The organism is Microbacterium daqui, from assembly GCF_050408675.1.
Classification (GTDB): Bacteria; Actinomycetota; Actinomycetes; order Actinomycetales; family Microbacteriaceae; genus Microbacterium.
The window spans coordinates 267,679-292,790 of sequence record NZ_JBNTKF010000001.1; the positions used below are offsets into that span (position 1 = coordinate 267,679).

A 25,112-nucleotide genomic window follows, 5' to 3' on the forward strand; every position below is an offset into this window, starting at 1 on the left:
TTAGTTGCCTTCGAATGCGGAAACGTCGCCGACGAGACGCGTGTTGTCAGCCGGGATCGGGTCAACCGCGGCCTGAGCAACCTCTGCGGCGAACTCCGACACGTTGTAGAGCTTTCCTGCCGATTCGCGACGCTCGGAGATGGCGCCGGGGTTGGCGCGCTCCAACAGCGTTGCGGTGATGGTGCCTTCGATCATGTCGCCGGAAACGACGACGAACTCGATGCCCTGCTCGGCCAGACCCGGGATGAGGTCGCGCAGTGCGTCTTCACCAGCACGCTTCGAAAGTGCAACGGGCTCGTACTCGGGCATCGTCGGCGTCGTGCGAATGTAGTGTGCCTGGTGGCTCGTCACGAAGACGACGCGCGAGCCCTCCGCCATGATCGTGCGCGCCGCGTTCAGCATGTTGAGCTGGGCGTCACGGTTGAGCTTGAGTGCATAGTCTTCGGCCATGCCCGACTCCATGCCACCCGAAGCGTTGAGCACGAGGATGTCGAGCTTGCCGTACGCCTCGCGCACCGCCTCGATCATGCCCGCGACCGATTCAGGGTCGGTGAGGTCAGCGCCAACGGTGATGGCCTGCACGCCGAGGCCGCGAAGTTCGGTGGCGAGCTTTTCTGCTCTCGGAGCCTTGTTGCGGAAGTTGATGACGACGTCAGCACCGGCTTCGGCAAAGTAACGCACCGTATCGGCGCCGATGCCACGAGAAGAACCGGTGACGAGGGCCACCTTTCCGTCCAAAGATCCGGGGGGAAGCAGCGTTGTCACAGAGACTCCTTTGATTGCGAACGCCGAAATGCGCTTTCTGAGACTATCAACGCTGTGCGTCTCCCCGACGTTGAGCGTCGACAAGAAGTGTGTCTATGGCTCGTGGTAAGTTCACTGCCAAGGGGAGGTTTCAATGGAAATCATCGAATTCTTGACCGACTGGGCATGGGTTGTTTGGCTCGTGTTGATCGCGCTGTTCATCGTGATTGAGATGTTCACGCTCGAGTTCACCTGTCTCATGTTGGCGCTGGGTAGCGCGGCGGGCCTTGTGGTGTCGCTCACCGGGGCTGAATTTTGGCTTCAGGTTGTCGTCGCGGCCGTCATCGGCGTGCTTCTCATCCTGTTCTTAAAGCCGCCACTGCTCGCGCGGTTGTCGAAGAACGCCGACCCAGCCAAGAGCAACGTCGACGCTCTTATTGGCATGCACGGCATGGTGATCGAATCCGTCACTACGACGTCGGGCCAGGTCAAGCTGCAGAACGGTGACACGTGGACGGCCCGCACCGGGTACCAAGTGCTCTCTCCGCAAACTCCCGTTGTCGTTTCTTCCATCAACGGCGCCATCGCCGTTGTGGTTCCGATCAACGCACCCGCTTCGCAGTAGCGCACACGCTCTTCGCCGTCTCTCGCAGTGACGGCTCTAGCTTCAGAGAAAGGAAACACCCGCGACATGGACAGCGATATTGTTCCCACGATCATCGGGTGGATCATCGCCATCACGTTCGTGATCATCGCGATCACGATTCTGGCGCGATCTATTCGCATCATCCCGCAAGCGGCCTCCGGCGTCGTTGAACGTCTGGGCAAGTACCACAAGACCCTCATGCCGGGTCTGAACGTACTGGTTCCGTTCATCGATCGCCTCCGCCCCCTCATCGATATGCGTGAACAGGTCGTTTCGTTCCCGCCGCAGCCGGTGATCACCGAGGATAACCTGGTCGTCTCCATTGACACCGTCGTCTACTTCCAGGTGACTGACGCCCGCGCTGCCACGTACGAAATCGCCAACTACCTCGGCGCCGTCGAGCAGCTCACCACGACGACGCTTCGTAACGTCGTCGGTGGCCTCAACCTCGAAGAAGCTCTCACCAGCCGCGACGAGATCAACGGTCAGCTGCGCCTCGTTCTTGACGAGGCAACCGGCAAGTGGGGTATCCGCGTCTCCCGTGTTGAGTTGAAGGCCATTGACCCGCCCCTGTCGATCCAAGACTCGATGGAGAAGCAGATGCGTGCCGAGCGTGACCGCCGTGCCGCAATTCTGACCGCTGAAGGTACCAAGCAGTCTGCGATTCTTGAGGCTGAAGGTGCTCGTCAGGCGGAGATTCTCCGCGCTGAAGGTGACAAGCAGGCCGCTGTGCTTCGTGCACAGGGTGAGGCTGAAGCCATCACCACCGTGTTTGGTGCCATCCACGTCGGCCAGCCCGACGACAAGCTGCTCGCATACCAGTACCTGCAGATGCTGCCGAAGATCTCCGAGGGTCAATCCAACAAGCTGTGGATCATCCCGAGCGAGCTCACCGAAGCCCTCAAGGGTATCGGTGGCGCCTTCACGCCCAAGGGTGGCGGCTCGTCGCCATTCCCCGGTGGCGGCATGCCGACGAGCGATGCTGGTCCGGCCGCCGCCCACCGCCAACAGCCCGCGTCGGGTCCGCTGCAGCCCGTCGTTACGGCGTCGGAACCAGTGGTTGCACCGGCACCGGCAAAGACGGCTGCCGATGAGGTCGCCACGAGCGTGCTGGACGGCGAGCCGTCCGTCAGCGACCTGATCGCTGAGGCGCAGGCAAACGATGTGCGCTCCGGTGCTGTTCCGGCGGAAGTCTACGAAGACGAGCTCGGGGTCACCCCGACGTTGCCGCCCGTTCCGCCGCTGCCGCCGCAGAATCCGGGTGTCTGATCGTTCATCCGTACCTCTCAGGCGCTGCTCCGCAGTTGCTTGCTCACCGTGGCCTCGTCGATTCTGACGGGGCCACGGCTGGCGTTGTCGAGAACTCTTTTGCTGCGGTTGCTGCCGCTCACGCCGCCGGCGCGCAATTCGTCGAGTCGGATTGCCATCTCACTTCTGACGGTGAAGTCGTGCTCTTTCATGACTCCTCGCTGCTGCGCGTCACGGGTGACGCACGCCTTGTCGCCGATGTAACTGCGCGCGAGTTGGAAGCGTTGATGGCAGACCGCGGTGGTTTGATCACGTTGCGCCAGGCGCTCGAGTCTTTTCCTCAGACGCGCTTCAACATCGACATCAAGGCCGACGCGGCAGCTCTCCCGGCGGCCGACATCATTGCTGCCTACGCTGATCGTGTGCTCGTGACGAGCTTCAGCGATCGCGCACGAGCGCGTGCGGCGGCCCGGTTTGCCGAACTCGGCGTGCGCCCCGCCTACTCCCCCGGTCAGTTCACCATGGCGAAGATCGTCGTGGCTGTCGCACTCGGTATCCGCCCGTGGCAAAAGCGGCTCTTTCATGGATTCGACGCCCTGCAAATTCCCGAGTCTCACGGCGCGGTCAAGGTCTTAACCCGTCGGCTTTTGGCTGCCGCGCACCGCAATCACACGGTCGTTCACGTATGGACTGTCAACGACTCCGCAGACATGCGTCGCTTGCTCGACTTTGGCGTTGACGGTCTTGTCACAGACCGTATTGATGTTGCATTAACCCTCTGACATCATCTGTTCAACGCCTATGCCCTGTGCGTTGCCTGAGAAACCCCGATATTGTCTCGCATTTTGGATGATCTGCACAGGCGGAGACGTTAGAACTAGGGACTGACGAGAGGACTCACCCATGGCAGAACGCAGCCTGCGTGGTATCCGACTCGGCGCTCAGAGCCTACAAAGCGAAGAGGGCGTCGTGCTCATGGACCGAACGAACCACACGTACGCGTGTACCCAATGTGAGCGCGAAACGACGCTCACCTTCGCGGCTGATGCAGAGCCGCCTGCAACGTGGGAGTGCCGCACGTGCGGTGCTGAAGCGTTGCTCATCGTCGATGGCGAAACCGTCACCGTCGACCACAGTGAAGACAAGGTTGCACGTACTCACTGGGACATGCTGCTGGAACGTCGCACGATTGAAGAACTCGAAGAGATTTTGGCTGAGCGCCTCGCATACCTGCGTGAGCGCCGCGGAGAAGCTCCGACACGAATCGGCGCATAACTCCTCACGACAAAGGGTGTCACCTCACGGGGTGGCACCCTTTTCGCGTACCCGGTGGTTCCGCTCTCGCCCGATTAGACGTCGCCTTGCTGTCGACGGCTGCGCTCGCGCACCACAATACCGACGGTGATCAGGGTAGCCAGGCTCCCCCACAACAGCACAAACTGAATGCCGGAACCAAGAATCACTGCCGGGGTGAGTCCGGTTCGCAGTTCCACCTCGGTGATCATGTAGCCGGGTTCAGCCTCCGGGAGCTGGTCGATCGTGCTGCCGTCGGGTGCAATCACCTGACTCGTGCCGACCGTTGAAATGTTGACGACCGAACGGCCCGTCTCAATCGCACGCATCCGCGCGAACGCCAACTGCTGCAGGTTCTCATCCGTGCCGCGGAAGTCAGCATTGTTGGTCTGGAACATGTAGACCTCGGCACCGTCGGCCGCGCCCTCCCAGATCACCGCGTCGTAAATAACGTCGAAGCAGATCGCGAGACCCACCGCAATGCTGTCAACGTCGACAACCGGGCTGTTGGTTCCGGCGGTGTATTCACGCTGGATCCGCCCGATGAGATCAGGCACGATCATTTCGTAGAACCAGCGGTCAGGCACGTACTCACCGAACGGTACGGGGTTGCGCTTATCGTAGTGCGCGGCGGCGCCCTCCCCCGCCTCCCACAGCATCGAGGTGTTGTAGAACAGGCCGTCACGCTGGGTCACCGCATTCATCAGCACGGGTGCGTCGACATCAATCGCCAGGCGGTCCAGGATGCGACCGACAGTCGGCTCCGCCTGCGGATCCCAGTCGACGCCGCCTTCGGGCCACAACAGCACGTCGAGGTCTTCGCCGCGGAGCGGCTCGGTGGCATCCAACTGCGCCTGCAAGACGCTGTGCTCAGAGCGATCGTCGAAGTACCCGGCGGGGCCGTTGCCCTGCACCGAGCCGACGGTCATGGTTCCGTTCGGTGTCGTCGGGAAAGCCGGGAGCAGTAGGAAGAGCACGAGCAGCGCCGCGACGGGAGTACCCAGCACGCCCCATCCACCGCGCCGCCACGCACCTTCGCGCTCCGTGGTTCCGTGAACTCTGCGCGTCGTCCACCAGAAGCGGAACCATTCGATGGCGAGAGCGGTGAAGGTCACCATCAAGAAGCTGAGGCCCGACACCCCCACCCACGACGTCAGGTGCGCCAGGGGGCTCTCGGACTGGCTGATGCCCATGCGCCCCCACGGGAAGCCGCTGTACGGCCAGGAGCCCATGAACAGATCGCGGGCTGTCCAGATGCCGCCCACGAGCACGGCAGTCGCGGTGTGCGCCACCACGGGGCGCGTCGACAGCCGCGGCATCCACCGGTACGCCAGCACGATCAGAATGGAGCCGAAACCCCAGAAGACACCCTCAATGCAGGCAAGCGCCAGCCACGGAATGTACCCGAGGTAGCGCGTGGCCCACAGGATATGCGTGAGGTAAAACGAGAGACCGAAGATCAGGCCGACGAGCAACCCGCCGCCGACGCTACGCCCGATGAGCGTGACAAGCGCGACCGCGATGCCGACGAAAGCGAGCGGCCAAATACCGACCGACGGAAACGCGAGGTCGAGAACGATGCCGCCGATGAACGCGAGAAAGGCGGCGAGCCACATCGGAATGAGCGCCTTCTGCGGCGCTAGGGGTGCTGCCACGTCACACTCCCGAGTAGACGACGATGCCGCGCCGCACGAGGTCAAGCGCTCGACGAGCCGTGGTTCCGATGTTACCATCAGCCACCATGCTCAGCTGGTCAAGGAGGTCGATCGTCTGCTTTGTCCAGCGTACGAAGTCGCCGGCCGCCATGTCTGCTTGCGTCAGTACACGGTCGAGGTTCGCCCCTCGTGCCCACGCATGCATTGCGGCGGAGAGTCCGGGAGCGATTGGCTCGGTGCCGGGCAGATCGAAGTCGTGCTCGACGTCGTCGAGCTGTGCCCACAGCATCGCGGTTGCATCGAGTGCGATGCGGAACGCCCCCTTCGGGAGATCGCGCATGCCGGTGCCGGCCTCGTCGCGGCGCGGCTCATAAACGAGAGCGCACGCGAGAGCCGCAAGCGACGGTGCGTCGAGATTCTTCCAGATCCCGGTGCGGAGGGACTCTGCGACGAGCAGGTCGCGATCGCCATAGATACGACGCATCGTGCGGCCAGCGGGAGTGAGGGTGGCGGAACCATTGGGTGCGACATCGACATAGCCAAGTTCGTCAAGCACGTCGACGACGCGGTCAAAGATGCGCGCTACGGTGCCGGTGCGGCGGTCGATCTGCGCGCGCCACTGGCTCACTTGACGTTCGAGCTTCCAGTACCGCTCTGCCCACCGTGCGTGCTTTTCGCGATCCGGACACGAGTGGCACGCGTGTTTCTGCATGCGTGCACGCACGTCGTTGATCTCTTTGCGTCGCTTCTCGGCACGACCTTCGCTGCCGTACAGCTCACCGCGGCTCTGCTTTTCGAGATCCGTAAGCTCGCGGCGCAATCGCGAATAGTCGAAGAAGTCGCCGCGGTCGCACGTCATGGCTTCGCGGTAGCCGTTCAACGACTCGTCGGCGTCACGTACCTTCACGGCGAGGCCGACGACGGCGCGGTCAGCCTGGAACTGCGCGAACGACGACTCCAGAATCTCGCGGGCGCGGGAACGGCCGAACTGGTCAATGAGGTTGACGGCCATGTTGTAGGTCGGGCGGAAGGACGAGTTCATTGGGTACATGCGGCGCGAGGCGAGAGCGGCGACCGCCTCAACGTCCATGCCCTCGTTCCACACCACGACGGAGTGACCCTCAACGTCAATACCGCGGCGTCCGGCGCGACCAGTCAGCTGGGTGTACTCCCCTGACGTGATCGGCACGCGTGCTTCGCCGTTGAACTTCTCGAGCTTCTCAAGCACGACCGTGCGGGCCGGCATATTGATGCCGAGGGCCAGGGTTTCGGTCGCGAACACGACCTTGACGAGCTTGCGCTGGAATAGTTCTTCCACGATCTCTTTGAACGCCGGCAGCATGCCCGCGTGGTGTGCGGCAATACCGCGCTCGAGGTTTTCGCGCCACGTCCAATAGCCGAGTACCGCGAGATCCTCATCAGGGAGCATGTAGATACGTTCTTCGACGTAGCGACGAATTTCGCGGCGCTCGTCTGCCGTGGTCAGCGAGATGCCATCGCGGGCGACCTGCTGAACGGCCTGGTCACAACCGACGCGAGAAAAAATGAAGAAGATCGCTGGCAACAGGTTGTCGCGTCGCAACGTTTCAATCGCTTCAGCGCGGTTCAGTCGATTGCCCCGCCCCGCCATGGACGGCTTTTGATACTTCGGCTTAGGTTTGCCGCGGCCGCGCGCGTTGGCGGTGCGCGAATTGTTCTCCCACGCCACGCCCTTGAAGGTACGCAGGCGTGCAAGCTCACGGTTCACCTGTTGCGTCGCGACACCGGAGCGCTCATCAAACAGCGGCAACAGGTCACCGCGCGCCAGCACGTGCTGTTGCAGCGGAACCGGACGAATCTCAGAGACGATCACTTCGGTTCCGCCGCGCACTGCAGCCAACCAGTCACCAAACTCTTCTGCGTTCGATACTGTCGCGGAGAGCGCAACAACGCGCACCTCTTCGGGAAGGTGGATGATCACTTCTTCCCACACCGCGCCGCGGAAGCGGTCGGCGAGGTAGTGCACTTCGTCCATCACCACGAACCGGAGACCGCGTAGCGCCTCCGCGTCGGCGTACAGCATGTTGCGCAGCACTTCGGTCGTCATCACGACGACGCGCGCGTGCGGATTGATGTTGGTGTCACCGGTCAGCAGGCCCACTTCACCGGCACCGTACACGTCGACCAGTTCGCGGAACTTCTGGTTCGACAGCGCCTTCATCGGCGTTGTGTAAAACGCCTTGTCGGTTCCGGTGCGCATTGCAAGATAGATCGCGAATTCACCCACGATTGTCTTACCCGCTCCGGTGGGTGCGGCAACAAGCACACCGTGACCGTCTTCGAGCGCGTGGCACGCTTCGATCTGGAACTCGTCCATGTCGAACGACAGCCGGGCGGCAAACTCCTGCGTCAGTGGGTGCTTGGCGCGCTCCTGGGCGGCGGCGTACTGCTCAGCAGCACTCATGCGGTCGCCGTCGGAGTGAACAGGTCGCCCTCACGCTTGCGACGGCGGCGGTCAAAGAGGAGCGCGACAACTGCGGCCGCCAGGTAAAGCACGACGAGAATAGCCGCCAGCAACAACATTGAGACGATGTCGGAACCAGGAGTCGTGATGGCAGCAAAGACCGAAGCGACCAGCACAGCAACACGCCAGCCCTTCAAAATCGCCCGCCCCGTCATGACACCCGCGAGGTTCAGAATGACCAGGAACAACGGCAGCACAAAAGCGACACCGACCGTCAGCAGGAGCTTGAAGACGAAGTCCCAGTAGTAACTCGCGTCGAAGAACTGGTTGTACGACGCGCCATCGGGCACGAACGACGCCATCACTTCGATGATGTGCGGCAGCACGAACCAGCCCGTGGCCACGCCGCCGAAGAACAGCGGAACCGCAACGCCCACGAAGCTGATCGTGTACATCTTTTCTTTTTTGGTCATCGCGGGCATGATATACGCCCACAACTGCCAGATCCAGATGGGCCCCGAAAGGATGAGACCGATCGATGCCGCAATGCGCAGCTTCATGTCGAACGCCATCGTGATGCGCGTGAACGTCAGCGCCGCTTCGCCATGACCTTCGGCAGCAATAATGTCAATCGGGTTATCGAGCTGGTCGATAACCCAGTCGGCGATGAAAAACGCCGCGACCATGCACACGATGAACGCGATGGCCGCAATCATGAAGCGGCGGCGCAACTCCACCAGGTGTTGCGCCAGCGACATGCGCTTGTCGCGTTTCGGGTCGCCCTCCAGAGCCGACTCGGGAGTTTCTGTGGTCACGCTCTTTAGGGGCGCGAGCCGTCAGGCGAGTTGGTGTCAGGCGTCTGCGGCTGCGCGGGCGCAACACCGGGCTGAGGGGCGGCCTCTGACGTCGCGGTCGACGCTGCTGCGGCTGCCGCATCGTCTTCCTTCATCGCCTTCATTTCACCTTTGAACGCACGCGCCGACTGGCCCAGGCTCTTGGCGAGCGCGGGAAGCTTCGCAGCACCGAACAGCAACAGGATGATCAGCAGAAGGATCAAAAGGTGTGCTGGCTGAAATGCGTTGCCCATGAGCGCTCCAATGGTTCGGGGGTGCGGGTTTGATCAGTCTACCCGGCGGGTGCTGGTAATACCTTGGTGTCACCTATACGTTTTGTCTGGCTGACGCTGTGTTCGCGTCAGTTCGCTTCAGCGTCGTACTGCGCGAGGGCACGTTGAGCCCAGTCGATTGTTGCCGCGCGTGCGGACTCCGGACCCAGCACTTCAATGGTTCCGCTTCTCAACGCCGCCAGGCGTTTCAACGTCAACGGGTCGCCCACCGTGAACCGTGCGATGGAGAATTCGTGCTCTGTCGTGAGTTCGGCGCCACGCAAGTAGTCGCCCACGAGTGAGGCCAGCTGGGACGGATACCGAATGACGGCTTCGGCACCATCGTGGGTGTCGCTAAACGCGGGTGGCGCATCGTCACCCGCGTGGGTGATCTCAATGTCAGTCACCGCGACGTCGGAGACACGGTCCAGGTGGAATGTGCGCATGGCGTGGCGCAAGTGGCACCAGCCCTGCAGATACCACTCACCACTCGTGATGTGTACGCGAACCGGGTCAACCGTGCGCGTCGTCGGCTCAGCGTCGGGGGCGCGATAGGTGAAGGAAACTGCTCGGCGCTGGCGCAGTGCGTCGGCGACAATTATGCGGACCGCGTCGGCACGCGGTGGCGCGACGATCACATTGACCGGCTCTGCAGAGGAGCCCGCGGTGAGCTTGGCAATCAGGCCATCAACGAGCTCGGGGCTGACGCCGGCGATGGCACGCGTCAGTTGCAGCCCCGACAGCAGCGCAGCAGCCTCGCGCGAGGAGAGCTTGGGTGCGCGTTCGAGCGCCACCATGTTGGTGAGCTCGATGACATCGTGTTCATCGAGGAGATCCCAGTTGATATTGAACAGGTCGGGATCAAGCTGGTAAAAACCGCTGTCGCCCGGGAGACCCATGACGGTCAGCTTTTCGGCCATCGCGCGCATTTCGTCGACGGAGACGTCGAAATCTGCGGCGGCGTCAGCCACGCTCACCTGTCCCCGCTCTGCGAGGTATGGCACAAGTGTCAGGTAGATGCGCACGCGATCCGGTGCCAGGAGCGGCTTCGGACGATCAGGCATGACGGGCCTCCTCGTGGTGCGCCAGCGTCGCGCGCAGGCGGGCAATGACCTGATCGCGGAGCTCGACCGGTGATATCACGCGAACTTCCGGACCATACGAGGCCAACTCATCGGCGAAAATGTGCAGATCGAGGAACGAAACGTCAATACCCTGCGGCGCTGCGGTGGCGCGGCGCGCAAGACGCAGCGCGGCTTCGGAACCAGGGTGCACTTCGATATGCGCAACGTTGCGGGCTGCGACTTCGGCGAGCCCGGCGAGGGCGCGATCCCCTGAGTTTACTTTGATTGCGGGGTCAAAGGACAGGCGGGTTGCCCTCACATCGTCACCGATGCGGCTCAACAGAAACGTGCGCTCGGCGTCGCGGTCGATGTCGAAGGCGAACAGGTGCCACCGGTTCTCTTGCTCAACGAGGGCGAGGGGCTGCACACGGCGCAGCAACGCGCGCTTCTCCCCCGGTTTGATGTACGTGAACGTGACGGTGCGGTTTGCCTCAATCGCGTTCTTTAAAGGAACGAAAGCGTTCGTTGTGAGCCCAAGCTCTGGTGCGAAACCAATCATGGGTTCATCGACGTCGATGCCGAGCGAACGGATCTTGCGAATACCCGCGTTGGAGTCATCGGACATCGAGCCCTCGCGCCATACGGTTGCGGCCAGCGTGAGCAACGCGAGCTCTTCCTGGGTAAACGTGAGGTCGTCGGGAAGCGTATATTCCGACTTTGGAATGCGGTATCGGGCCTCACGCAGATCGTTGGGATCGGCGTGATCTCCGATCGTTTCGACCGGGATGCCGAGCCCGCGGAGGTCGTCTTTGTCGCGCTCGAACATCTTCTCGAGAGCGTCGGCAGTGGTTCCGCTTTCGGCGCGTTGACGATACCCAGACACAGAATCCAGAATCTGCGCCTTCGTCAACCCACGGTCGGTTGCCATGAGCGCCACGACCAGATTGGTTTGTCGCTCTTCGGGAGGAATGTTCGCTGCCACACGCTCATCCTAGAGGCGGATCGACGCCTCTAGGATGAGCGACAGACCGGGTTACTCGGCGATGGCGAGAACGTCGATCACGAAGACGAGTGCGTCGTCTGCCGGGATGTTCGTGCCCTGCAATGCCTCACCGGGCAGTTCGCCAGCCGGGAGGACGACCATGACCTGCGAGCCAACCGTTGCGCCCTCGAGCGCCTTGACGACTGCTTCGGGGAATGCCTGGTTGATGGGCGTCGCGGGCATGTGCCCCTGAGCCCACGTGTTGACGAACGGCTCGTGTCCGCGCCACGCGACGCCGAGAGTGCGGAAGAACACCGTCGAATCTGCCGTGATGGCTTCGCCATCGCCCTTGAGAAGCGTCTGCGTGCGTACCTCGGTCGGTGCATCGCCCGACGGAATAACGAGGCCAGGACGCCCGGTCGTGTCGCGAATAACGGCGGGAAGGCCGCGGTCGGCGTTGAACACATCGGCACCGTCGGCAGCGAGCGGAACGACCTGGCCGACATCAACGAGAAGCACGACACCCTGGTTTTCACCGAGCTGGAGTTCTGTGGCCAATTGCGGCAGCAGATCGTCGGCGGGGAGAGTAATCAGAACGCGTGAACCTCCCGGAACGCAGAGAAGTTCTTCCGCGAGCCCGGGCAAGTACTGTGCCCACTGGTCGACAGGGCCCATCTGGCCTTCGTCGGACCCCATCGTGGCGGCGATCTTGCCGCTCGTGCTCGGCGCCACCCACACCGTGGTGTGTGCGAGCTGCGATGTGTCGGTAATCGGTGCGCCTTCGCCCTCCGTCACGATTGTGCGCTCGTTGCGGGGAATCTGGAGCGGATTCGGCATCGAGAGGGACGGCGACTCGCCAGCCTCGCCGGTCACGGAAACCGTGTCCAGGGTCGGGGTGTCAGCATCGAACGCGGAGCCGCAGCTACTCGCGTCAACACGCGTCGTATTCGGTGTTACCGCCGTGCAGCCGACAAGGGCCAGCGCAAGAGCAGAAACAGCGGTCAGAGCAACAACAGGTTTACGCACTCGCACAGCTTAGTTCTCCTCTTCTGAAAATTGGGTTGATGCGGCGGCGATGCGCGCGGCAGCAGCATGCTTCTCCGCGTCGCGTACGCGCTTGCGCAGGTTCTTGTCGGTGATCTGGCGGTCACCAACGGCACCGGGAGTCCAGGCCTCGACATCGGCGTCGCTGAAGCTCGTCTTCGACGCGCGGCGCTTCACCTCGGGCGGTACGGCACCGGGGGCCAGGCGACGTGCGGTCAGCAGGAAGCCCGTGTGCGCGACCATGCGGTGGTCAGGGCGCACGGCAAGGCCCTCAACGTGCCAGCCACGAACCATCGTTTCGCTCGCTTCGGGGTCGGTAAACATGCCGAGGTTGCGGATGTGCTCGGCGACACGTGAGAGCTGCGTAGCCGTTGCGATGTAGCAAATCACGACGCCGCCGGGGGTCAGCGCTTCGGCGACCGTTTCCATGCACTCCCACGGAGCCAGCATGTCGAGCACGACGCGATCGACGGTTCCGGGTTCCACCACGTTCTCAAGCTCTTCAGCGAGGTCACCGAGGTGCACAGACCATGTCTCCGGCAGTTCGCCGAAGAACGTCTCGACGTTGCCCTTGGCGACGTCAGCGAACTCTTCTCGGCGCTCGAACGAGTGCAGGCGCCCCTCCGGGCCAATCGCGCGCAACAGCGAAAGCGACAGGGCGCCGGAACCAACGCCAGCTTCGACAACGACGGCTCCGGGGAAGATGTCTGCCTGCGTGACGATCATCGCGGCATCCTTCGGATACACGATGGCCGCACCGCGCGGCATCGACATGACGAAGTCACGCAGAAGCGGGCGCAGGGCCAGGTAGTCGTGGCCACCGCTGTTCGTGTGCACGGAACCATCGGGCGAGCCGATGAGCTGCTCGTGACGCAAAACGCCGTGGTGCGTATGCAGTTCGCCTCCATCGCGGAGCGTCGTGGTGTGCAGCTTGCCCTTCGGGCCGGTCAGCTGCACGCGGTCGCCAACGCGGAAGGGGCCGCTGGGACGAGCAGAGCTCATGAAGTGTGCCTTTCGTGAAAAGCGATGAGGTCGGCGGTCGTGACGCCAGCGAGGGTGTCGCGGGTCTCCGTCACACCCGCGTCGTCCAGAGAGACGATGTGGGGAATGCCGATCGTGGGGATCTTGGCGGCGATGGCCGAGGCCACACCGTTCGGGGAGTCTTCAAGGGCGACGCACTCGTCGGGCCGAACGCCCAACGCTTCGCACGCCATCAAATACGGGTCGGGGAAGGGCTTCGGGCGGGTGACATCGTCGCCCGCGTAGATAACGTCGAAGGCGTCGAAGTCGATGAGACTGACAACCTCCGAAGCCATGCGACGAAGCGACATCGTCACAAGCGCCGTCTTGATGCCCGCCGCTTTCAGGTCGGCGAGGAGCTCACGCGCACCGGGGCGGAACGGAACCCCCTCGGTAGCAAGCTTGTACGTCACCTGGTCGGTGAGGTGGTTGATGATCGCGTCTTCATCCATGCGCACACCGGCATCCTGCAGAATGCGTGCCGACGTATCGAGGCCGAGCCCGACAAGTTTCATGGCCTGTTCGTCGGTCCAGTGACCGCCGTGTTCAGCAACCAGCTCCTCCTCGCTCCGCATCCAATATGGTTCCGTGTCGACAAGGGTGCCGTCCATGTCCCAGAGCACTGCGCGCATTGAAGCCGTTTTCACTTCACCATGCTAGCCCGAGCGATGCTGACCAAACGCCTGCGTCGACGCGCGTCTGCGTGTTACGTCGCGCATCGTGCCAAGGGCCAGATCGTAGTCATCTGAAACGCCCCGCGCGCGGTATCAATGCTGACGCTACGCTGAACAGAGGAGGTACCGTGCAGCTACTTGGAGACCGCGTTCTCGTCATCGCTTTTGAAGGCTGGAACGACGCGGCAGAAGCCGCAACATCAGCCGTCGATGCCATGAAGGCCGACGGTGACTACGTGTTGGCGCACACCGTTGACCCCGAATCGTACTTTGACTTTCAATACACACGCCCGAGCGTCCACCGCGATGATGATGGTGTTCGCCGGCTCACGTGGCCCGGTGCCACGCTCTGGAGCCCCCGCCATGGTTCCGGTATCTGGCTGCTGCGTGGTCAAGAGCCAGCGCGCCGGTGGAAGCGGTTTGCGTCGGAGTTCGTGGCGACGGCACGTGATGAGGGCATTACCGGAGTGATTCTGCTGGGCTCGATGATGGGCGATGTGCCCCACACCCGCCCGATTCTCGTGCACTCGTGGAGCGAAAACGAGTACATTCGCGCGAACTCGACGATTGAGCGCGGCCGCTACGAGGGCCCCGTCGGCATGCTGTCGGTGATGGCTGATGCGCTGGAGACAGCCGGCATTCCGACGATGAGCCAGTGGGCGAGCGTACCGCACTACCTGTCGATGCAGGCAAAGGCGCCGAAGGCGACGATCGCGTTGCTCGATAAGGTCGCTGATCTCACCGGCATTACGACATCGCACGATGAGCTCGACAGCGAAGCCCGCAAGTGGGAGGCCTCGATCGATGCCGCGATGAACGATGACGCCGAGATGGTCGAATACATTCGGTCGCTCGAACAGGCCCGCGATGCGTGGGACACTCCTGCCGCGAAGGGCGACGCGATCGCCCACGAGTTCGAGCAGTTCTTGCGTCGCGACAACGAGGGCCCGCGTAAGGGGCCGGCGTCGGGCCCGGGCGACCCCGCATAACCCCCGCTTCAACGACAATGGCCGCGATAATAATCGCGGCCATTGTCGTTTGTCTGGGGTTAGAACGCGCTCAGCACGCCCGTTGCCAGCAACACCATGATGACGACGCCGAGAATCACGCGGTAGATCACGAACGGCAAGAAGCTGCCCTTCTTGAGGTACTTCATGAGGTACGCGATCACGAGGAGGCCGACGATGAAGGCGACGACGGTCGCGACGGCGGTTTCAGCCATGCCATACGGAACCATGGGCTCGTCAAGGCTAGAGACCAGCTCGTAGAGTCCGCTGCCGAAGACGGCAGGAACGGCCAGCAGGAAAGCGTACTCAGCGGCCGCGGTGCGGTTGTAGCCCAGCGCGCGTGCCGCCGTCGTGGTGGCACCCGAGCGTGAAACGCCGGGAACCAGCGCGAGGGCCTGCGCAAAGCCCATCGCGATGCCGTGCGGGTACGTGATGTCTTTCAGTTCACGCGTGCGTTTGCCGTAGTGGTCGGCCAGACCGAGCAAAATACCGAACACGATCAAGACGATCGCGACGATCCACAGATTGCGGAATGCGCCGCGGATGTACTCCTGGCCGAAGAAGCCGAGCGCCGCAATTGGGAGCGAGCCGAGGATGACGAGCCAACCCATGCGAGCGTCGGGGTCGTTGCGCGGAATCTTGCCGCTGAGAGACAAGAACCACGCCTTGATGATCGCGGCGATCTTCTTGCGGAAGTACACGAGCACGGCGAGCTCGGTACCGATCTGCGTGATGGCCGTGAACGTCGCGCCGGGATCGGCTGCGTTCGGGAACATTTCGCCGACGATGCGGATGTGAGCGCTCGAGGAGATCGGCAAGAACTCGGTGAGACCTTGCACGATGCCCAGGATGATTGCTTCAAGGAATTCCATGACGTGCTCCTGTGCGTCTTGCGAGCCGGTGGGCACGCCAAGGTAGGACTCTACCGGCCGCGCGCTGAGTGTTTATCAGGCGCGCGGCGCGGCGAGGTCAGTAGCGGCGGATGAGGTCAGCGAGTACGCGCTGACCAAATTCGAGCGCGTCGGTCGGCACACGTTCGTCGACGCCGTGGAACATTCCGGTGAAGTCGAGGCCTTCGGGCAGCCGCATCGGCGCGAAGCCGTAACCCGCGATGCCGAGCGCTGAGAGCGCCTTGTTATCGGTTCCGCCGCCCAGCAGGTACGGAATCACCGGAACACCCGGGTCATGTTCGCCAATGCACGCGACCATTGTGTCGACCAGGTCACCGGCGAATGGCACCTCAAGCCCAACTTCGCCGACAACGACTTCGATCTCGATGTCTTCACCGACGATGCGCTGAATGTCAGCCAGCGCCTGCGCCTCGGTGCCCGGCAACACGCGCACGTCAATGAGCGCGTGCGCTTTGTCGGGGATCACGTTGTGCTTGTAGCCAGCCTCAAGCCCCGTGGGGTTCGTCGTGGTGCGCAGCGACGACCGGATGAAGCCTTGCGCGTTACCCGAGAGCGCCGCAAGCGTGTCGGGGTCTGTCTCCGTGGTTCCGCTCAGCCGCTGGAATTCGGCAAGCAGCGCCTCCGTCGTGGGCGTGAGGCTTACTGGCCAGGCCGTGCGGCCGAGGGCTGCAACGGCCTCAGCGAGGCGCGTGACGGCATTGTCGGGGTGGAAGCCGGAACCATGACCGGCACGGCCCTTGGCTGACAGACGTAGCCACAGCAAGGCCTTCTCCCCCACCTGCAGCAGGTACGCGCGCTGGCCAGCGACCGTGATCGAATAGCCGCCAACCTCGCTGATCGCTTCGGTGGCCCCTTCGAACCAGTCGGGGCGCTGTGCGACGACCGGCGTTGACCCTTCAACACCGCCGTTCTCTTCGTCAGCGAAGAACGTGATGATGATGTCGCGGCGCGGCTTCTCTCCGGCGCCTAGCACCTCGCTCACTGCGGCGAGGATCATCGCGTCCATGCCCTTCATGTCAACGGCGCCACGACCCCACAAGAGCCCGTCGGCGTCGATGTGGCCAGAGAACGGATCGTGCGTCCAGTCTTCAGCGATCGCCGGAACCACGTCGAGGTGGCCGTGCAAGATGAGGGCCGGCAGGCTCGGGTCGGTTCCCTTGATTCGGGCGTGCACGTTGGTGCGGCCCGGGACGGCTTCGTAGAGTTCGGGCTCGAGGCCGATGTTAGTGAGGATGGCGGCCACGTATTCGGCGGCTTCGCGCTCAGAATTGGCGCGTCCTCCCCCGTAGTTTGTGGTGTCGAAGCGAATCAGATCACGGGCGATGCTTACGACGTTGGAGAGCTCAGCGGTCATGCCTCCACGTTACGCCACGCCCGACGTGCGGCCTGGTTCGTGACGCCCCCACAGCCGTGCTAGGCTAACTATTCGTTGGTGAGAGCCAAACAAACACCCAAATGCGCGGGTGGCGGAATAGGTAGACGCGCTAGCTTGAGGTGCTAGTGCCCGTTAGGGCGTGGGGGTTCAAGTCCCCCTTCGCGCACAAAACGAAAATGACCCCCGGATCGAAAGATTCGGGGGTCATTTTCGTTTCTCGCGCATGAGCGGCCACGAGCGGCCTATAGGACAAAAAGTGTTTCGGTCAAAAGGGTGAATGGCTCCCACGTAATCGTGCGCATCATGAACTTCCCTCGGTGTTCGACATCCGAGGGACCAGTCGCCCGCACGGGGAACCGATAATAAATCGCAGAGCGCCTCGGAACCATGGTGCTGGTTCCGAGGCGCTCGACGCCTGGCGCGAGTGGTTATGCGGTGGAGACGCCGAAGAGCAGGCCGAGGGCGTAGGTGACGGCGGCGGCGGCGAAACCGATCGCGAGCTGGCGGAGGGCACGCATGAGGGGCGACGTGCCACTCAAGATGCCCACCATGGCGCCCGTGATCATGAGCGCGATACCGACGAGCACGAGCGCGAGCACGAGGGCAGCGACACCGCTGAGACCGAAGATCCAGGGCAACACGGGGATGATCGCGCCCGAGGCGAAGAACAGGAAGCTCGAGATCGCTGCGCCCCACGCATTGCCAACGATTTCGTCGTCGTCTTCAATCGCTTCACGCTGCGGCGCGATGCCGTTCTGCGCGGCCTGCACGACCTTACGCGCGCGGTTGAGGGCCTCGTCGTGATCCATCCCACGCGAACGGTAGATTAGCGCGACTTCGTTCGCGTCGATGTCAACGTGTGTCAGTGCATCGTCGGCAAAATCACTCGGCTGCGTGGCAGCGAGCAGCTCGCGCTGACTGCGCACCGAGACAAACTCACCAGCGCCCATCGACAACGCGCCTGCCAAGAGCCCAGCGACACCCGAGAACAGCACAAAGCCCGGTGCGACGCCGGTCGCCCCGATGCCCATAACGAGTGCCAGGTTGCTCACCAGACCATCGTTCGCACCGAACACCGCGGCACGGAAGGTGCCTGACAGTCGGCGGCGGCCACGAGCGGCAAGACCGCGCACGACCTCGTGGTGCACGCGCTCATCGGCAGCCATCTGAGCGGTGGCGTCAGCCTCGTCTTCGTACGGCGAACGCGCCTCCGCCGCCTGCGCGAGGGCGAGCACGAAGATCGAGCCGAACCCACTCGCCATCGCACCCAAGAGACGCGTACGCAGACCCGGGCGCGGGAGCTTTGCGGGCTCACCGCCCAACAACGCGAGCCAGTGGGATTCATGACGCCCCTCGGCGTCGGCAAGGGCGAGCAGAATCTCGCGCTCCTCCCCTGTCTTCCGCTTCGCGAGGCGGCGATAAACCTTGGCCTCGGCGCGCTCGTCGACGAGATACTTCGCCCATCGCTTGCGATCGGCGGCAGTAGCATTTGCGGGCGCGCTCATTGTGCTCCAAGTTCTGTGGGGGATGCTGCAACGCTACCCACGACCACACAACGAACCCCGCCATTTCGGTAAATTCGGCGCCCCGAATCGTTCGGCCTCCCGAAAAGAACGAGGCCTACGAGTGCACGCGGCGACGCAGGTGCTCGATGCGTGACTGAAGCTGAGCTACGGTGGCGGTGCCAACGGCCGGCCCACCGCAAATGCGTCGGAGTTCGGCATGTACGAGGCCGTGCGGCTCCCCTGTCTGGCGTGCGTACAGGCCAACGAGGCTGTTGAGTAGCTGGCGCTGTTCGCGAAGCGTGCGGTGCAACGGCGCGGGCAACGTTGTTTCGGGCGAGCCAGCGGCCTTCTCGCGGGCCTCACGAGCCTCGCGGTGGCGCGCTTGACGGCTCTGGCGCTGCATCAAGAGCTCATGCACGTGCTCGGGCTCCAACAGGCCGGGCAAACCAATGAACTCGAGTTCTTCGTCTGACCCGGGTTCAGCGAGCTCACCAAACTGCTTGCCTTCGAAAACGATGCTGTCGAAGTGCGCGGTCGAACCGAGCGCCGTGTACTTGAAGTCCTCGGTGAGCGCGTCTGACGCCTTGTCTTCGCGATTTGCCGATTCAAGAAGCGAATCGTCGAGCCCGTCGTCGTCTTTCTGCTTGTGGTCGAGCGCGTGGTCACGCTCGCGCTCCATTTCGTTCGCGAGCTTCAGCAGCGGCGGAACATGCGGCAGAAACACACTCGCGGCCTCACCGCGACGGCGGGCACGAACGAAGCGACCAATGGCCTGGGCAAAGAACAGCGGCGTCGACGAACTCGTTGCGTACACACCGACCGCGAGGCGCGGCACATCGACGCCTTCCGACACCATACGAACGGCGACCATCCACCGGCTGGTGTCGTCAGAGAACTTCTCGATGCGGCTCGACGCTTCTTTTTCGTCACTCAACACCACGGTCGGCGACTGCCCGGTCAGGCCCTTCAGAATCTTCGCGTACGCACGCGCCACTGTCTGGTCGGTAGCAATCACGAGCCCGCCAGCATCAGGAATGTGCTGACGCACCTCGGTCAAACGATCATTCGCAGACTTCAAGACGGCGTGAATCCACTCACCCTCAGGGTCCAGCGCAGTACGCCATGCCTGCGACGTGACGTCTTTTGTGTTGTCTTGACTGAGGTGCGCCTCCAGCTCATCACCCATGCTGGTTTGCCAGCGCATGGTTCCGGAGTACACGTGAAAAAGCACGGGGCGCACGACGCCGTCGGCGAGCGCACGGCCATAGCCGTAGTTGTAATCGGTGCGCGAAACACGCCCACCGGAAGCATCTGGCGCGTACTCCACGAACGGAATCGGCGCCGTGTCAGAGCGGAACGGCGTGCCCGACAGCAGCAGACGCTTGACGGCGGAACCAAAGGCGTCGCGAATCGCGTCACCCCAGCTGAGCGCGTCACCGCCGTGGTGCACCTCGTCAAGAATGACGAGCGTGCGCGCGCCCTCCGTCACGTGCTTGTGCACGGACGAGCGCGCGGCGACCTGCGCATACGTCACAACGACGCCGTGATATTGACGCGACGGCGCCACATGCGAGTTGCGGAACCTCGGGTCGAGTCGAATATGCAGGCGTGCGGCTGCGTCTGCCCACTGAGTCTTGAGGTGCTCGGTCGGGGCGACAACGACAATGCGGTTCACGACACGCGTGCGCAACAGTTCTTGCGCGAGAGTCAGTGCGAAAGTCGTCTTACCTGCGCCCGGAGTTGCTGCGACGAGAAAGTCGCGCTTGTTTTGCGCGAAGTAGACCTCAAGTGCCTCCTGCTGCCACGCTCGCAGTTTGCCTGCGGTACCCCAAGGGGCGCGTTGAGGATAGGACGGAGACAGCACCTGGTCAACGATAGTCGCCCCTTCAGACACTCGCTCAAAACTCGGTGTGTATTCGGCGTGCCGGTTAGGGTGGACTGCTGAACAACAACCCACAAGGAGCGCGTGATGACCGATTCGTCAAACAACGACGACACCCTGAACACGTTTGTCGAGAACGCAGACCACCACCCGTGGCGTCGCTACGTTGCCATGGGCGACTCGTTCTCCGAGGGTGTGGGCGACGACGACGAGGCGTCACCGCACGGTGTTCGTGGCTGGGCAGACCGGGTTGCTGAAGTGCTCGGTGCGACGTCAGAAGACTTCGCCTACGCAAACCTCGCGGTGCGCGGCAAGCTCATCGCACAGATCATGAACGAACAGCTTGACGCCGCAGTTGCGCTCAAGCCTGATCTCGTGACGATCTCCGCCGGCGGCAACGATGTTATCCGCCCCGGCACCGATCCGGATGAGATCACGCAGCAGCTCGAGACCATCGTCGCGCGCCTCACGGCAAACGGCGCCACCGTCGTCATCTTTACCGGCATTGATGTCAACTTCACGCCGGTGTTCCGCCCGTTCCGGGGCAAGGTCGCGATCTACAACGAGAACATTCGCGCCGTTGCCGACAAGTACGACTGCATCGTCGCTGACCAGTGGGCGCTGAAGACAATTCAAGACACCCGCTTCTTCGCGGCGGACCGCCTGCACATGAACGCGCTCGGCCACCACGAAGTCGCTCGGATGGTGCTGCGCGCGCTCAACGTACCCAACGACCTGAAGCCGATGGAACCAGAACCGCACCCGGTACGGACGTGGCGCGAAGCGCGCGCCGACGATCTGCTGTGGGCACGCGGCCACTTAGTTCCTTGGGTACTGCGTCGCGTGCGTCACCAGTCCTCCGGCGACAACATGATGCCCAAGCGTCCCGAGGCGACGCCCATCGTGCCGCCAGCCGCAGACGACGAACAGGCCTAGCGCCCCTGCACCGCCCACAGCGCGACCGATGCCGCGGCGGCGACGTTGAGTGAATCGACGCCGTCGCGCATCGGAATCATGACGGTGTGATCGGCGTGCGCAAGTGCAACGTCGCTGAGCCCATCGCCTTCCGTGCCGACGACAAGCGCGACCCGCTCCCCCGGCGTAAAGTCACGCAGTGACACCGCGTCATCGGTGAGGGCGAGCGCCACGATCTCGAACCCCGCGTCGACGAGAGCCGCACGAAGCAACGGCCACGACACCGCACGCGCCCACGGAACCTGAAAAACGGTTCCCATGCTCACCCGCACGCTGCGCCGATACAGCGGATCAGCGCACACCCGCGACAACAGCACCGCGTCGGCGTCGAGGGCCGCAGCCGCCCGAAAGAGGCTACCCATATTTGTATGGTCAGTAATGTCATCAGCTACGACGACGGTGCGGGCGCCTGCGAGCGCCTCCGCCAGCGTGAGCGGCGTGGGCCGTTGCATCACAGCCATCACGCCGCGGTGCACAGCAAACCCGGTGACGGCTTCGGCAACCTCCGCCGGCACCACGTAAACCGGAGTCTCAGCCGCCAGCACTGGTTCCAACCGCGCCACCCACTTGTCTTGCGACAGCACGGCAAGCGCGCGGTGCCCGGCGGCTAGCGCACGCTCCAGTACGACAAACGATTCGGCAATGTAGGTGCCGGTGGCCGCTTCGTGGCTGTGTCGCGCTTGCCTGTCGGTGAGGGTTCGAAACCCGTCGAGTCGGGGGTCGGAACCATTGGGGACAGCAATTGCGTGCATCTCACCATTGTCTGCGGTGCGGGCAGGCAAACGAAAACGAGGGAGGTGAAGACTTCCTTCCTCACCTCCCTCTCCCGCGTCATCTCAGCTACGCGGGGGCTTTTCAGGCTCTCCGTCGCTCACGGTGCGAACGTTCCGTGTCGAGAGGATGCCCCGCTCGGGTTCGGGGTGCGCCTCCGTTGCTTCGATGTCGAGGTCTAACGTGCGAATCGTTGACGTCGATGCCGCCGCATCCACGCCCTGAGCGACCGCCGTTTCAAAGCGGGCGCGGCGACGCTTGAGCCACAGCGCAAGCACAACGATGACGAACAGGATGACGTACACAACGATGGAGAACGTCGAGTGCACGAGGTAGGCCGGGTTGCCGAGGCCAATCTGCATCGCCTTGCGCAGCTGCTCTTCAGCCATCGGCCCGAGGATCGCGCCGATGACAAGCGGCGCCACCGGGAAGCCCTGACGTCGCATGAAGAAGCCGAGCACACCCAGGACCGCCAAGATGCCGATGTCGAACACCGTGAAGTTCGCGGCGTAGGCACCGAGTGCGGCGAACACGAGGATGCCGGCGTACAGGTACGGACGCGGAATCTGCAGCAGCTTGACCCAGAGACCGACGAGCGGCAGGTTCAGCACGAGCAGCATCACGTTACCGATGTAAAGGCTCGCGATAAGCGTCCACACCAGCACCGGCTGCGTCTCAAACAGACGCGGGCCCGGGGCGATGTTGTACGACGTGAACGCGTACAGCATCATGGCGGCGGTCGCCGTCGTCGGGATGCCGAGAGTGAGAAGCGGAACCAGCACACCGGCTGCCGCCGCATTGTTGGCGGCTTCTGGGCCAGCAACACCTTCGATGGCGCCCTTACCAAACTGCTTCTTGTACTTGGGCTTCGCAAGCGAACGCTCCGTGGCATACGACAGGAATGTTGCGACATCTGCACCACCGGCAGGGATGGTTCCGATCGGGAATCCGATGGCTGTACCGCGCAGCCACGGCTTCCACGAGCGCTTCCAGTCGGAGCGGCGCATCCAGGTACGCCAGCCCTTCGTGATCGGAATCAGCGGAATCTCACCGTTGCGCAACCGCGACGCGACATACAACGCCTCACCGAGAGCAAACAAGCCGACGGCGACGATGACGACGTCGATGCCGTCTCCCCGAAAGAGACGGGTGATGTCGGCAGCGAAGATCGCGTCACGATCATCGGCAATCTCATTGACAACGCGATCGAGGCGGCCGGGTCCGGCGGCACCGTCGTGGTGAAGCTTGAGGAGACGCCCGACGGAACCGTCTTCATCGTTGAGGATGACGGCCCCGGTATTGCGCCAGAGCTCCGTCCACGCGTCTTTGACCTCGCACAGTCCTCCAAACGGCCCGCCAGCGGACTGCCCCGCGGCTACGGCCTCACCCTCGTACGCCGCGTTGTCGACCGCCTCTGTGGTTCCGTCATCATTGATGACTCCCCCATGGGCGGCGCACGCTTCACCGTTACTCTTCCCGCCCCAACTCGTGTGGAGCCCCACTCATGAGCAAGCAACGCGTTCTCATCGTCGAGGACGATAAGGATGTCGCGCGCGTCACGCGCGGCTTTGTCGAACGACACCCGGACTTCGCCGTCATGGCCGAGGCCGGCACCGGTCGTGCCGCCCTCGAAGCGATCTTTACGTTTAAGCCCGACCTCGTGCTGCTGGACATCTACTTGCCCGACACCACGGGCATTGCGGTGTTGCGTGCCGCTCGTGCTCGCGGGTATGCCGGCGAAGTTGTGGCGGTCACCGCGGCATCAGAGGTTGAGACTGTGCGCCGTGCCCGCCAGCTGGGGGTGCGCCACTACCTGGTGAAACCGTTCACGATGAGTGCGATGCATGAGCGCCTTGATGCAGTGAACCAGTCGTTGGCGCGCGAACAGGTGCTCACGATGACCGAGCTCAGCCAGGGTGATATCGATCGGCTCCTCACGGACAGCCGCGCCCCCGCTTCGACGCCGAGCGATGGTTCCTCCATCACCCTCGACCGCGTTGCTGAGGCGCTCGCTGGTGTCGACGGTTCCGCTTCAGCGATCGAGATCGCCGCCGCCACGGGGCTATCTCGCGTCAGCGCCCGCCGCTATCTGCAGCGCCTCGTTGATGCCGGTCGCGCCAATGTCGAACCGCGCTACGGCAGTGCCGGGCGCCCCGAAATGCGTTACACCCCCGCCCGACGCGAGAACTGAGCTCACACGCCTGTACCCGCCTAGACTTGAGGGGTGGCCGAGCTTTCTTCTTCCGATCGTGAGCACGCTGTCGATAGCGCTCGCACCGTTTTGCAGGGTCGCAAGATCGCCTTCATCACGGGTGCTGGCGTCTCAACTGATTCGGGTATTCCGGACTACCGCGGCGAGGGCAGCTTGCCCCGCACGCCGATGGACATAAGGGCGTTCTTGACGAGCCATGCCGCACGCCAGAGGTATTGGGCCGGCGGGCACCGCGGCTACCAAGCATTTTCCGCGACGGAACCAAACCCGTCTCACCGGGCGATCGCCCGGTTTGAGGGCTCCGGTGACGCTTTAGGCGTGATCACGCAGAACGTCGACGGCCTGCACCTGAAGGCCGGCAGCGAACACGTCGTCGAGCTACACGGCACCGCACGCAACATCATCTGCACCGAGTGCGGCCAGGTCTTTGACGGCTCTTCACGAACGAGGGTGTAGTTGGGGTCTGAAGCCTCCGGCTTCGAGTAGTGATCTGGCGACATAGTTCGTGAGGTTGCGGAAGCCGAGTGCGGAGCCGCGGAGGTGCTCGAGCCGCCCG

The 25,112-nt window shown here is 63.2% G+C and carries 24 protein-coding genes, 1 tRNA gene and 1 pseudogene; 10 read left to right on the forward strand and 16 right to left on the reverse strand.

The annotated features are described in order from the left end of the window. Nucleotides 1-765, reverse strand: a complete 765-nt coding sequence (locus ACQUSY_RS01265; RefSeq protein ID WP_428902704.1) for an SDR family oxidoreductase — start codon at nt 763-765, stop codon at nt 1-3. A 133-nt stretch (nt 766-898) separates the two neighbouring features. Between ACQUSY_RS01265 and ACQUSY_RS01270 the strand changes: the two genes are divergently transcribed. The 4 genes from ACQUSY_RS01270 (at nt 899) to ACQUSY_RS01285 (ending at nt 3,913) form a co-directional block, all read left to right on the forward strand. Continuing rightward, nucleotides 899-1,369, forward strand: coding sequence for an NfeD family protein (locus ACQUSY_RS01270; RefSeq protein ID WP_428902705.1), 471 nt, complete (start codon nt 899-901; stop codon nt 1,367-1,369). Nucleotides 1,370-1,435: 66 nt separating this feature from the next. Further along, complete coding sequence (locus ACQUSY_RS01275; protein WP_428902706.1) at nt 1,436-2,659, forward strand: SPFH domain-containing protein; 1,224 nt, start codon at nt 1,436-1,438, stop codon at nt 2,657-2,659. A 35-nt stretch (nt 2,660-2,694) separates the two neighbouring features. Then, nucleotides 2,695-3,420, forward strand: a complete 726-nt coding sequence (locus tag ACQUSY_RS01280) for a glycerophosphodiester phosphodiesterase family protein (RefSeq protein ID WP_428902707.1) — start codon at nt 2,695-2,697, stop codon at nt 3,418-3,420. A 121-nt stretch (nt 3,421-3,541) separates the two neighbouring features. Then, complete coding sequence (locus tag ACQUSY_RS01285; RefSeq protein ID WP_428902708.1) at nt 3,542-3,913, forward strand: RNA polymerase-binding protein RbpA; 372 nt, start codon at nt 3,542-3,544, stop codon at nt 3,911-3,913. Between the two features lie 74 nt (nt 3,914-3,987). On the opposite strand, the gene lnt is transcribed toward ACQUSY_RS01285, so the two are convergent. The 9 genes from lnt to ACQUSY_RS01330 form a co-directional block, all read right to left on the reverse strand. Beyond that, a complete protein-coding gene (lnt, locus tag ACQUSY_RS01290; RefSeq protein ID WP_428902737.1) occupies nt 3,988-5,547 on the reverse strand; it encodes an apolipoprotein N-acyltransferase in 1,560 nt (519 codons plus the stop codon). Between the two features lie 40 nt (nt 5,548-5,587). Continuing rightward, nucleotides 5,588-8,029 carry a DEAD/DEAH box helicase gene (locus tag ACQUSY_RS01295; protein WP_428902709.1) on the reverse strand — a complete coding sequence of 814 codons (2,442 nt, stop codon included), beginning with the start codon at nt 8,027-8,029 and terminating at the stop codon, nt 5,588-5,590. Further along, a complete protein-coding gene (gene tatC / locus ACQUSY_RS01300; RefSeq protein ID WP_428902710.1) occupies nt 8,026-8,844 on the reverse strand; it encodes a twin-arginine translocase subunit TatC in 819 nt (272 codons plus the stop codon). Before tatC ends, ACQUSY_RS01295 begins: the two co-directional genes overlap by 4 nt. Nucleotides 8,845-8,849: 5 nt before the next feature. After that, the gene (gene tatA / locus ACQUSY_RS01305) at nt 8,850-9,116 is read right to left on the reverse strand and encodes a Sec-independent protein translocase subunit TatA (RefSeq protein WP_428902711.1); all 267 of its coding nucleotides are present in this window, start codon (nt 9,114-9,116) and stop codon (nt 8,850-8,852) included. A 107-nt stretch (nt 9,117-9,223) separates the two neighbouring features. Further along, complete coding sequence (locus tag ACQUSY_RS01310; protein WP_428902712.1) at nt 9,224-10,198, reverse strand: helix-turn-helix transcriptional regulator; 975 nt, start codon at nt 10,196-10,198, stop codon at nt 9,224-9,226. Continuing rightward, nucleotides 10,191-11,180, reverse strand: a complete 990-nt coding sequence (locus tag ACQUSY_RS01315; protein ID WP_428902713.1) for a helix-turn-helix transcriptional regulator — start codon at nt 11,178-11,180, stop codon at nt 10,191-10,193. The genes ACQUSY_RS01310 and ACQUSY_RS01315 overlap by 8 nt, the downstream gene beginning before the upstream one ends. Before the next feature lie 51 nt (nt 11,181-11,231). Then, entirely contained in the window at nt 11,232-12,206 is a 975-nt protein-coding gene (locus tag ACQUSY_RS01320) for an FKBP-type peptidyl-prolyl cis-trans isomerase (protein ID WP_428902714.1), read from the reverse strand. Nucleotides 12,207-12,215: 9 nt separating this feature from the next. Continuing rightward, nucleotides 12,216-13,226 (reverse strand): tRNA (adenine-N1)-methyltransferase, encoded by a 1,011-nt coding sequence (locus tag ACQUSY_RS01325; RefSeq protein ID WP_428902715.1) that lies wholly within the window; start codon nt 13,224-13,226, stop codon nt 12,216-12,218. After that, entirely contained in the window at nt 13,223-13,891 is a 669-nt protein-coding gene (locus tag ACQUSY_RS01330; RefSeq protein ID WP_428902716.1) for an HAD family hydrolase, read from the reverse strand. Before ACQUSY_RS01330 ends, ACQUSY_RS01325 begins: the two co-directional genes overlap by 4 nt. A 155-nt stretch (nt 13,892-14,046) precedes the next feature. Here ACQUSY_RS01330 and ACQUSY_RS01335 point away from each other — a divergent pair, with 155 nt between their 5' ends. After that, nucleotides 14,047-14,907 (forward strand): PAC2 family protein, encoded by an 861-nt coding sequence (locus tag ACQUSY_RS01335; RefSeq protein WP_428902717.1) that lies wholly within the window; start codon nt 14,047-14,049, stop codon nt 14,905-14,907. A 59-nt stretch (nt 14,908-14,966) separates the two neighbouring features. On the opposite strand, the gene ACQUSY_RS01340 is transcribed toward ACQUSY_RS01335, so the two are convergent. After that, nucleotides 14,967-15,797 carry an undecaprenyl-diphosphate phosphatase gene (locus tag ACQUSY_RS01340; RefSeq protein ID WP_428902718.1) on the reverse strand — a complete coding sequence of 277 codons (831 nt, stop codon included), beginning with the start codon at nt 15,795-15,797 and terminating at the stop codon, nt 14,967-14,969. Between the two features lie 97 nt (nt 15,798-15,894). Beyond that, nucleotides 15,895-17,190: a M20/M25/M40 family metallo-hydrolase gene (locus tag ACQUSY_RS01345; RefSeq protein WP_428902719.1), complete on the reverse strand. Its 1,296-nt coding sequence runs from the start codon at nt 17,188-17,190 to the stop codon at nt 15,895-15,897. Between the two features lie 103 nt (nt 17,191-17,293). Here ACQUSY_RS01345 and ACQUSY_RS01350 point away from each other — a divergent pair. Further along, nucleotides 17,294-17,377 (forward strand) — tRNA-Leu (locus ACQUSY_RS01350). 262 nt (nt 17,378-17,639) lie between these two features. Here ACQUSY_RS01350 and ACQUSY_RS01355 read toward each other — a convergent pair. Then, the gene (locus tag ACQUSY_RS01355) at nt 17,640-18,716 is read right to left on the reverse strand and encodes a VIT1/CCC1 transporter family protein (protein WP_428902720.1); all 1,077 of its coding nucleotides are present in this window, start codon (nt 18,714-18,716) and stop codon (nt 17,640-17,642) included. A 115-nt stretch (nt 18,717-18,831) separates the two neighbouring features. Beyond that, complete coding sequence (locus tag ACQUSY_RS01360; protein WP_428902721.1) at nt 18,832-20,580, reverse strand: DEAD/DEAH box helicase; 1,749 nt, start codon at nt 20,578-20,580, stop codon at nt 18,832-18,834. Nucleotides 20,581-20,685: 105 nt separating this feature from the next. Here ACQUSY_RS01360 and ACQUSY_RS01365 point away from each other — a divergent pair, with 105 nt between their 5' ends. Continuing rightward, nucleotides 20,686-21,534, forward strand: coding sequence for an SGNH/GDSL hydrolase family protein (locus tag ACQUSY_RS01365; RefSeq protein WP_428902722.1), 849 nt, complete (start codon nt 20,686-20,688; stop codon nt 21,532-21,534). Here ACQUSY_RS01365 and ACQUSY_RS01370 read toward each other — a convergent pair. Together ACQUSY_RS01370 and ACQUSY_RS01375 are read right to left on the reverse strand one after the other, a co-directional pair. Beyond that, the gene (locus ACQUSY_RS01370; protein WP_428902723.1) at nt 21,531-22,325 is read right to left on the reverse strand and encodes a TrmH family RNA methyltransferase; all 795 of its coding nucleotides are present in this window, start codon (nt 22,323-22,325) and stop codon (nt 21,531-21,533) included. The two genes, ACQUSY_RS01365 and ACQUSY_RS01370, sit on opposite strands and share 4 nt — an antisense overlap. An 84-nt stretch (nt 22,326-22,409) precedes the next feature. Then, nucleotides 22,410-23,477, reverse strand: a pseudogene (locus ACQUSY_RS01375) (tripartite tricarboxylate transporter permease); the annotation flags it as partial. A 102-nt stretch (nt 23,478-23,579) separates the two neighbouring features. On the opposite strand from ACQUSY_RS01375, the gene ACQUSY_RS01380 reads away from it, so the two are divergent. From ACQUSY_RS01380 to ACQUSY_RS01390, 3 genes are read left to right on the forward strand one after another with little or no spacing between them, the layout of a single operon-like run. Further along, nucleotides 23,580-23,852, forward strand: coding sequence for an ATP-binding protein (locus tag ACQUSY_RS01380; protein ID WP_428902738.1), 273 nt, complete (start codon nt 23,580-23,582; stop codon nt 23,850-23,852). Continuing rightward, the gene (locus ACQUSY_RS01385) at nt 23,849-24,535 is read left to right on the forward strand and encodes a response regulator (RefSeq protein ID WP_428902724.1); all 687 of its coding nucleotides are present in this window, start codon (nt 23,849-23,851) and stop codon (nt 24,533-24,535) included. Before ACQUSY_RS01380 ends, ACQUSY_RS01385 begins: the two co-directional genes overlap by 4 nt. Before the next feature lie 33 nt (nt 24,536-24,568). Then, on the forward strand, nt 24,569-25,012 hold the full coding sequence (locus ACQUSY_RS01390) for a Sir2 family NAD-dependent protein deacetylase (protein ID WP_428902725.1): 444 nt from the start codon (nt 24,569-24,571) through the stop codon (nt 25,010-25,012). Nucleotides 25,013-25,112 lie beyond the last annotated feature (100 nt).

Coding starts and splice junctions, on each gene's coding strand:
- ACQUSY_RS01365 (WP_428902722.1), top strand. CDS start 20,686: ATGACCGATTCGTCAAACAACGACGACACCCTGAACACGTTTGTCGAG.
- ACQUSY_RS01310 (WP_428902712.1), bottom strand. CDS start 10,198: ATGCCTGATCGTCCGAAGCCGCTCCTGGCACCGGATCGCGTGCGCATC.
- ACQUSY_RS01270 (WP_428902705.1), top strand. CDS start 899: ATGGAAATCATCGAATTCTTGACCGACTGGGCATGGGTTGTTTGGCTC.
- ACQUSY_RS01325 (WP_428902715.1), bottom strand. CDS start 13,226: ATGAGCTCTGCTCGTCCCAGCGGCCCCTTCCGCGTTGGCGACCGCGTG.
- ACQUSY_RS01370 (WP_428902723.1), bottom strand. CDS start 22,325: ATGCACGCAATTGCTGTCCCCAATGGTTCCGACCCCCGACTCGACGGG.
- ACQUSY_RS01355 (WP_428902720.1), bottom strand. CDS start 18,716: ATGAGCGCGCCCGCAAATGCTACTGCCGCCGATCGCAAGCGATGGGCG.
- tatA (WP_428902711.1), bottom strand. CDS start 9,116: ATGGGCAACGCATTTCAGCCAGCACACCTTTTGATCCTTCTGCTGATC.
- ACQUSY_RS01285 (WP_428902708.1), top strand. CDS start 3,542: ATGGCAGAACGCAGCCTGCGTGGTATCCGACTCGGCGCTCAGAGCCTA.
- ACQUSY_RS01385 (WP_428902724.1), top strand. CDS start 23,849: ATGAGCAAGCAACGCGTTCTCATCGTCGAGGACGATAAGGATGTCGCG.
- ACQUSY_RS01345 (WP_428902719.1), bottom strand. CDS start 17,190: ATGACCGCTGAGCTCTCCAACGTCGTAAGCATCGCCCGTGATCTGATT.
- lnt (WP_428902737.1), bottom strand. CDS start 5,547: ATGTGGCTCGCCGCCTTTCTCGCGTTCATCGGCGGCATCGTTCTCGAC.
- ACQUSY_RS01340 (WP_428902718.1), bottom strand. CDS start 15,797: ATGGAATTCCTTGAAGCAATCATCCTGGGCATCGTGCAAGGTCTCACC.
- ACQUSY_RS01295 (WP_428902709.1), bottom strand. CDS start 8,029: ATGAGTGCTGCTGAGCAGTACGCCGCCGCCCAGGAGCGCGCCAAGCAC.
- ACQUSY_RS01275 (WP_428902706.1), top strand. CDS start 1,436: ATGGACAGCGATATTGTTCCCACGATCATCGGGTGGATCATCGCCATC.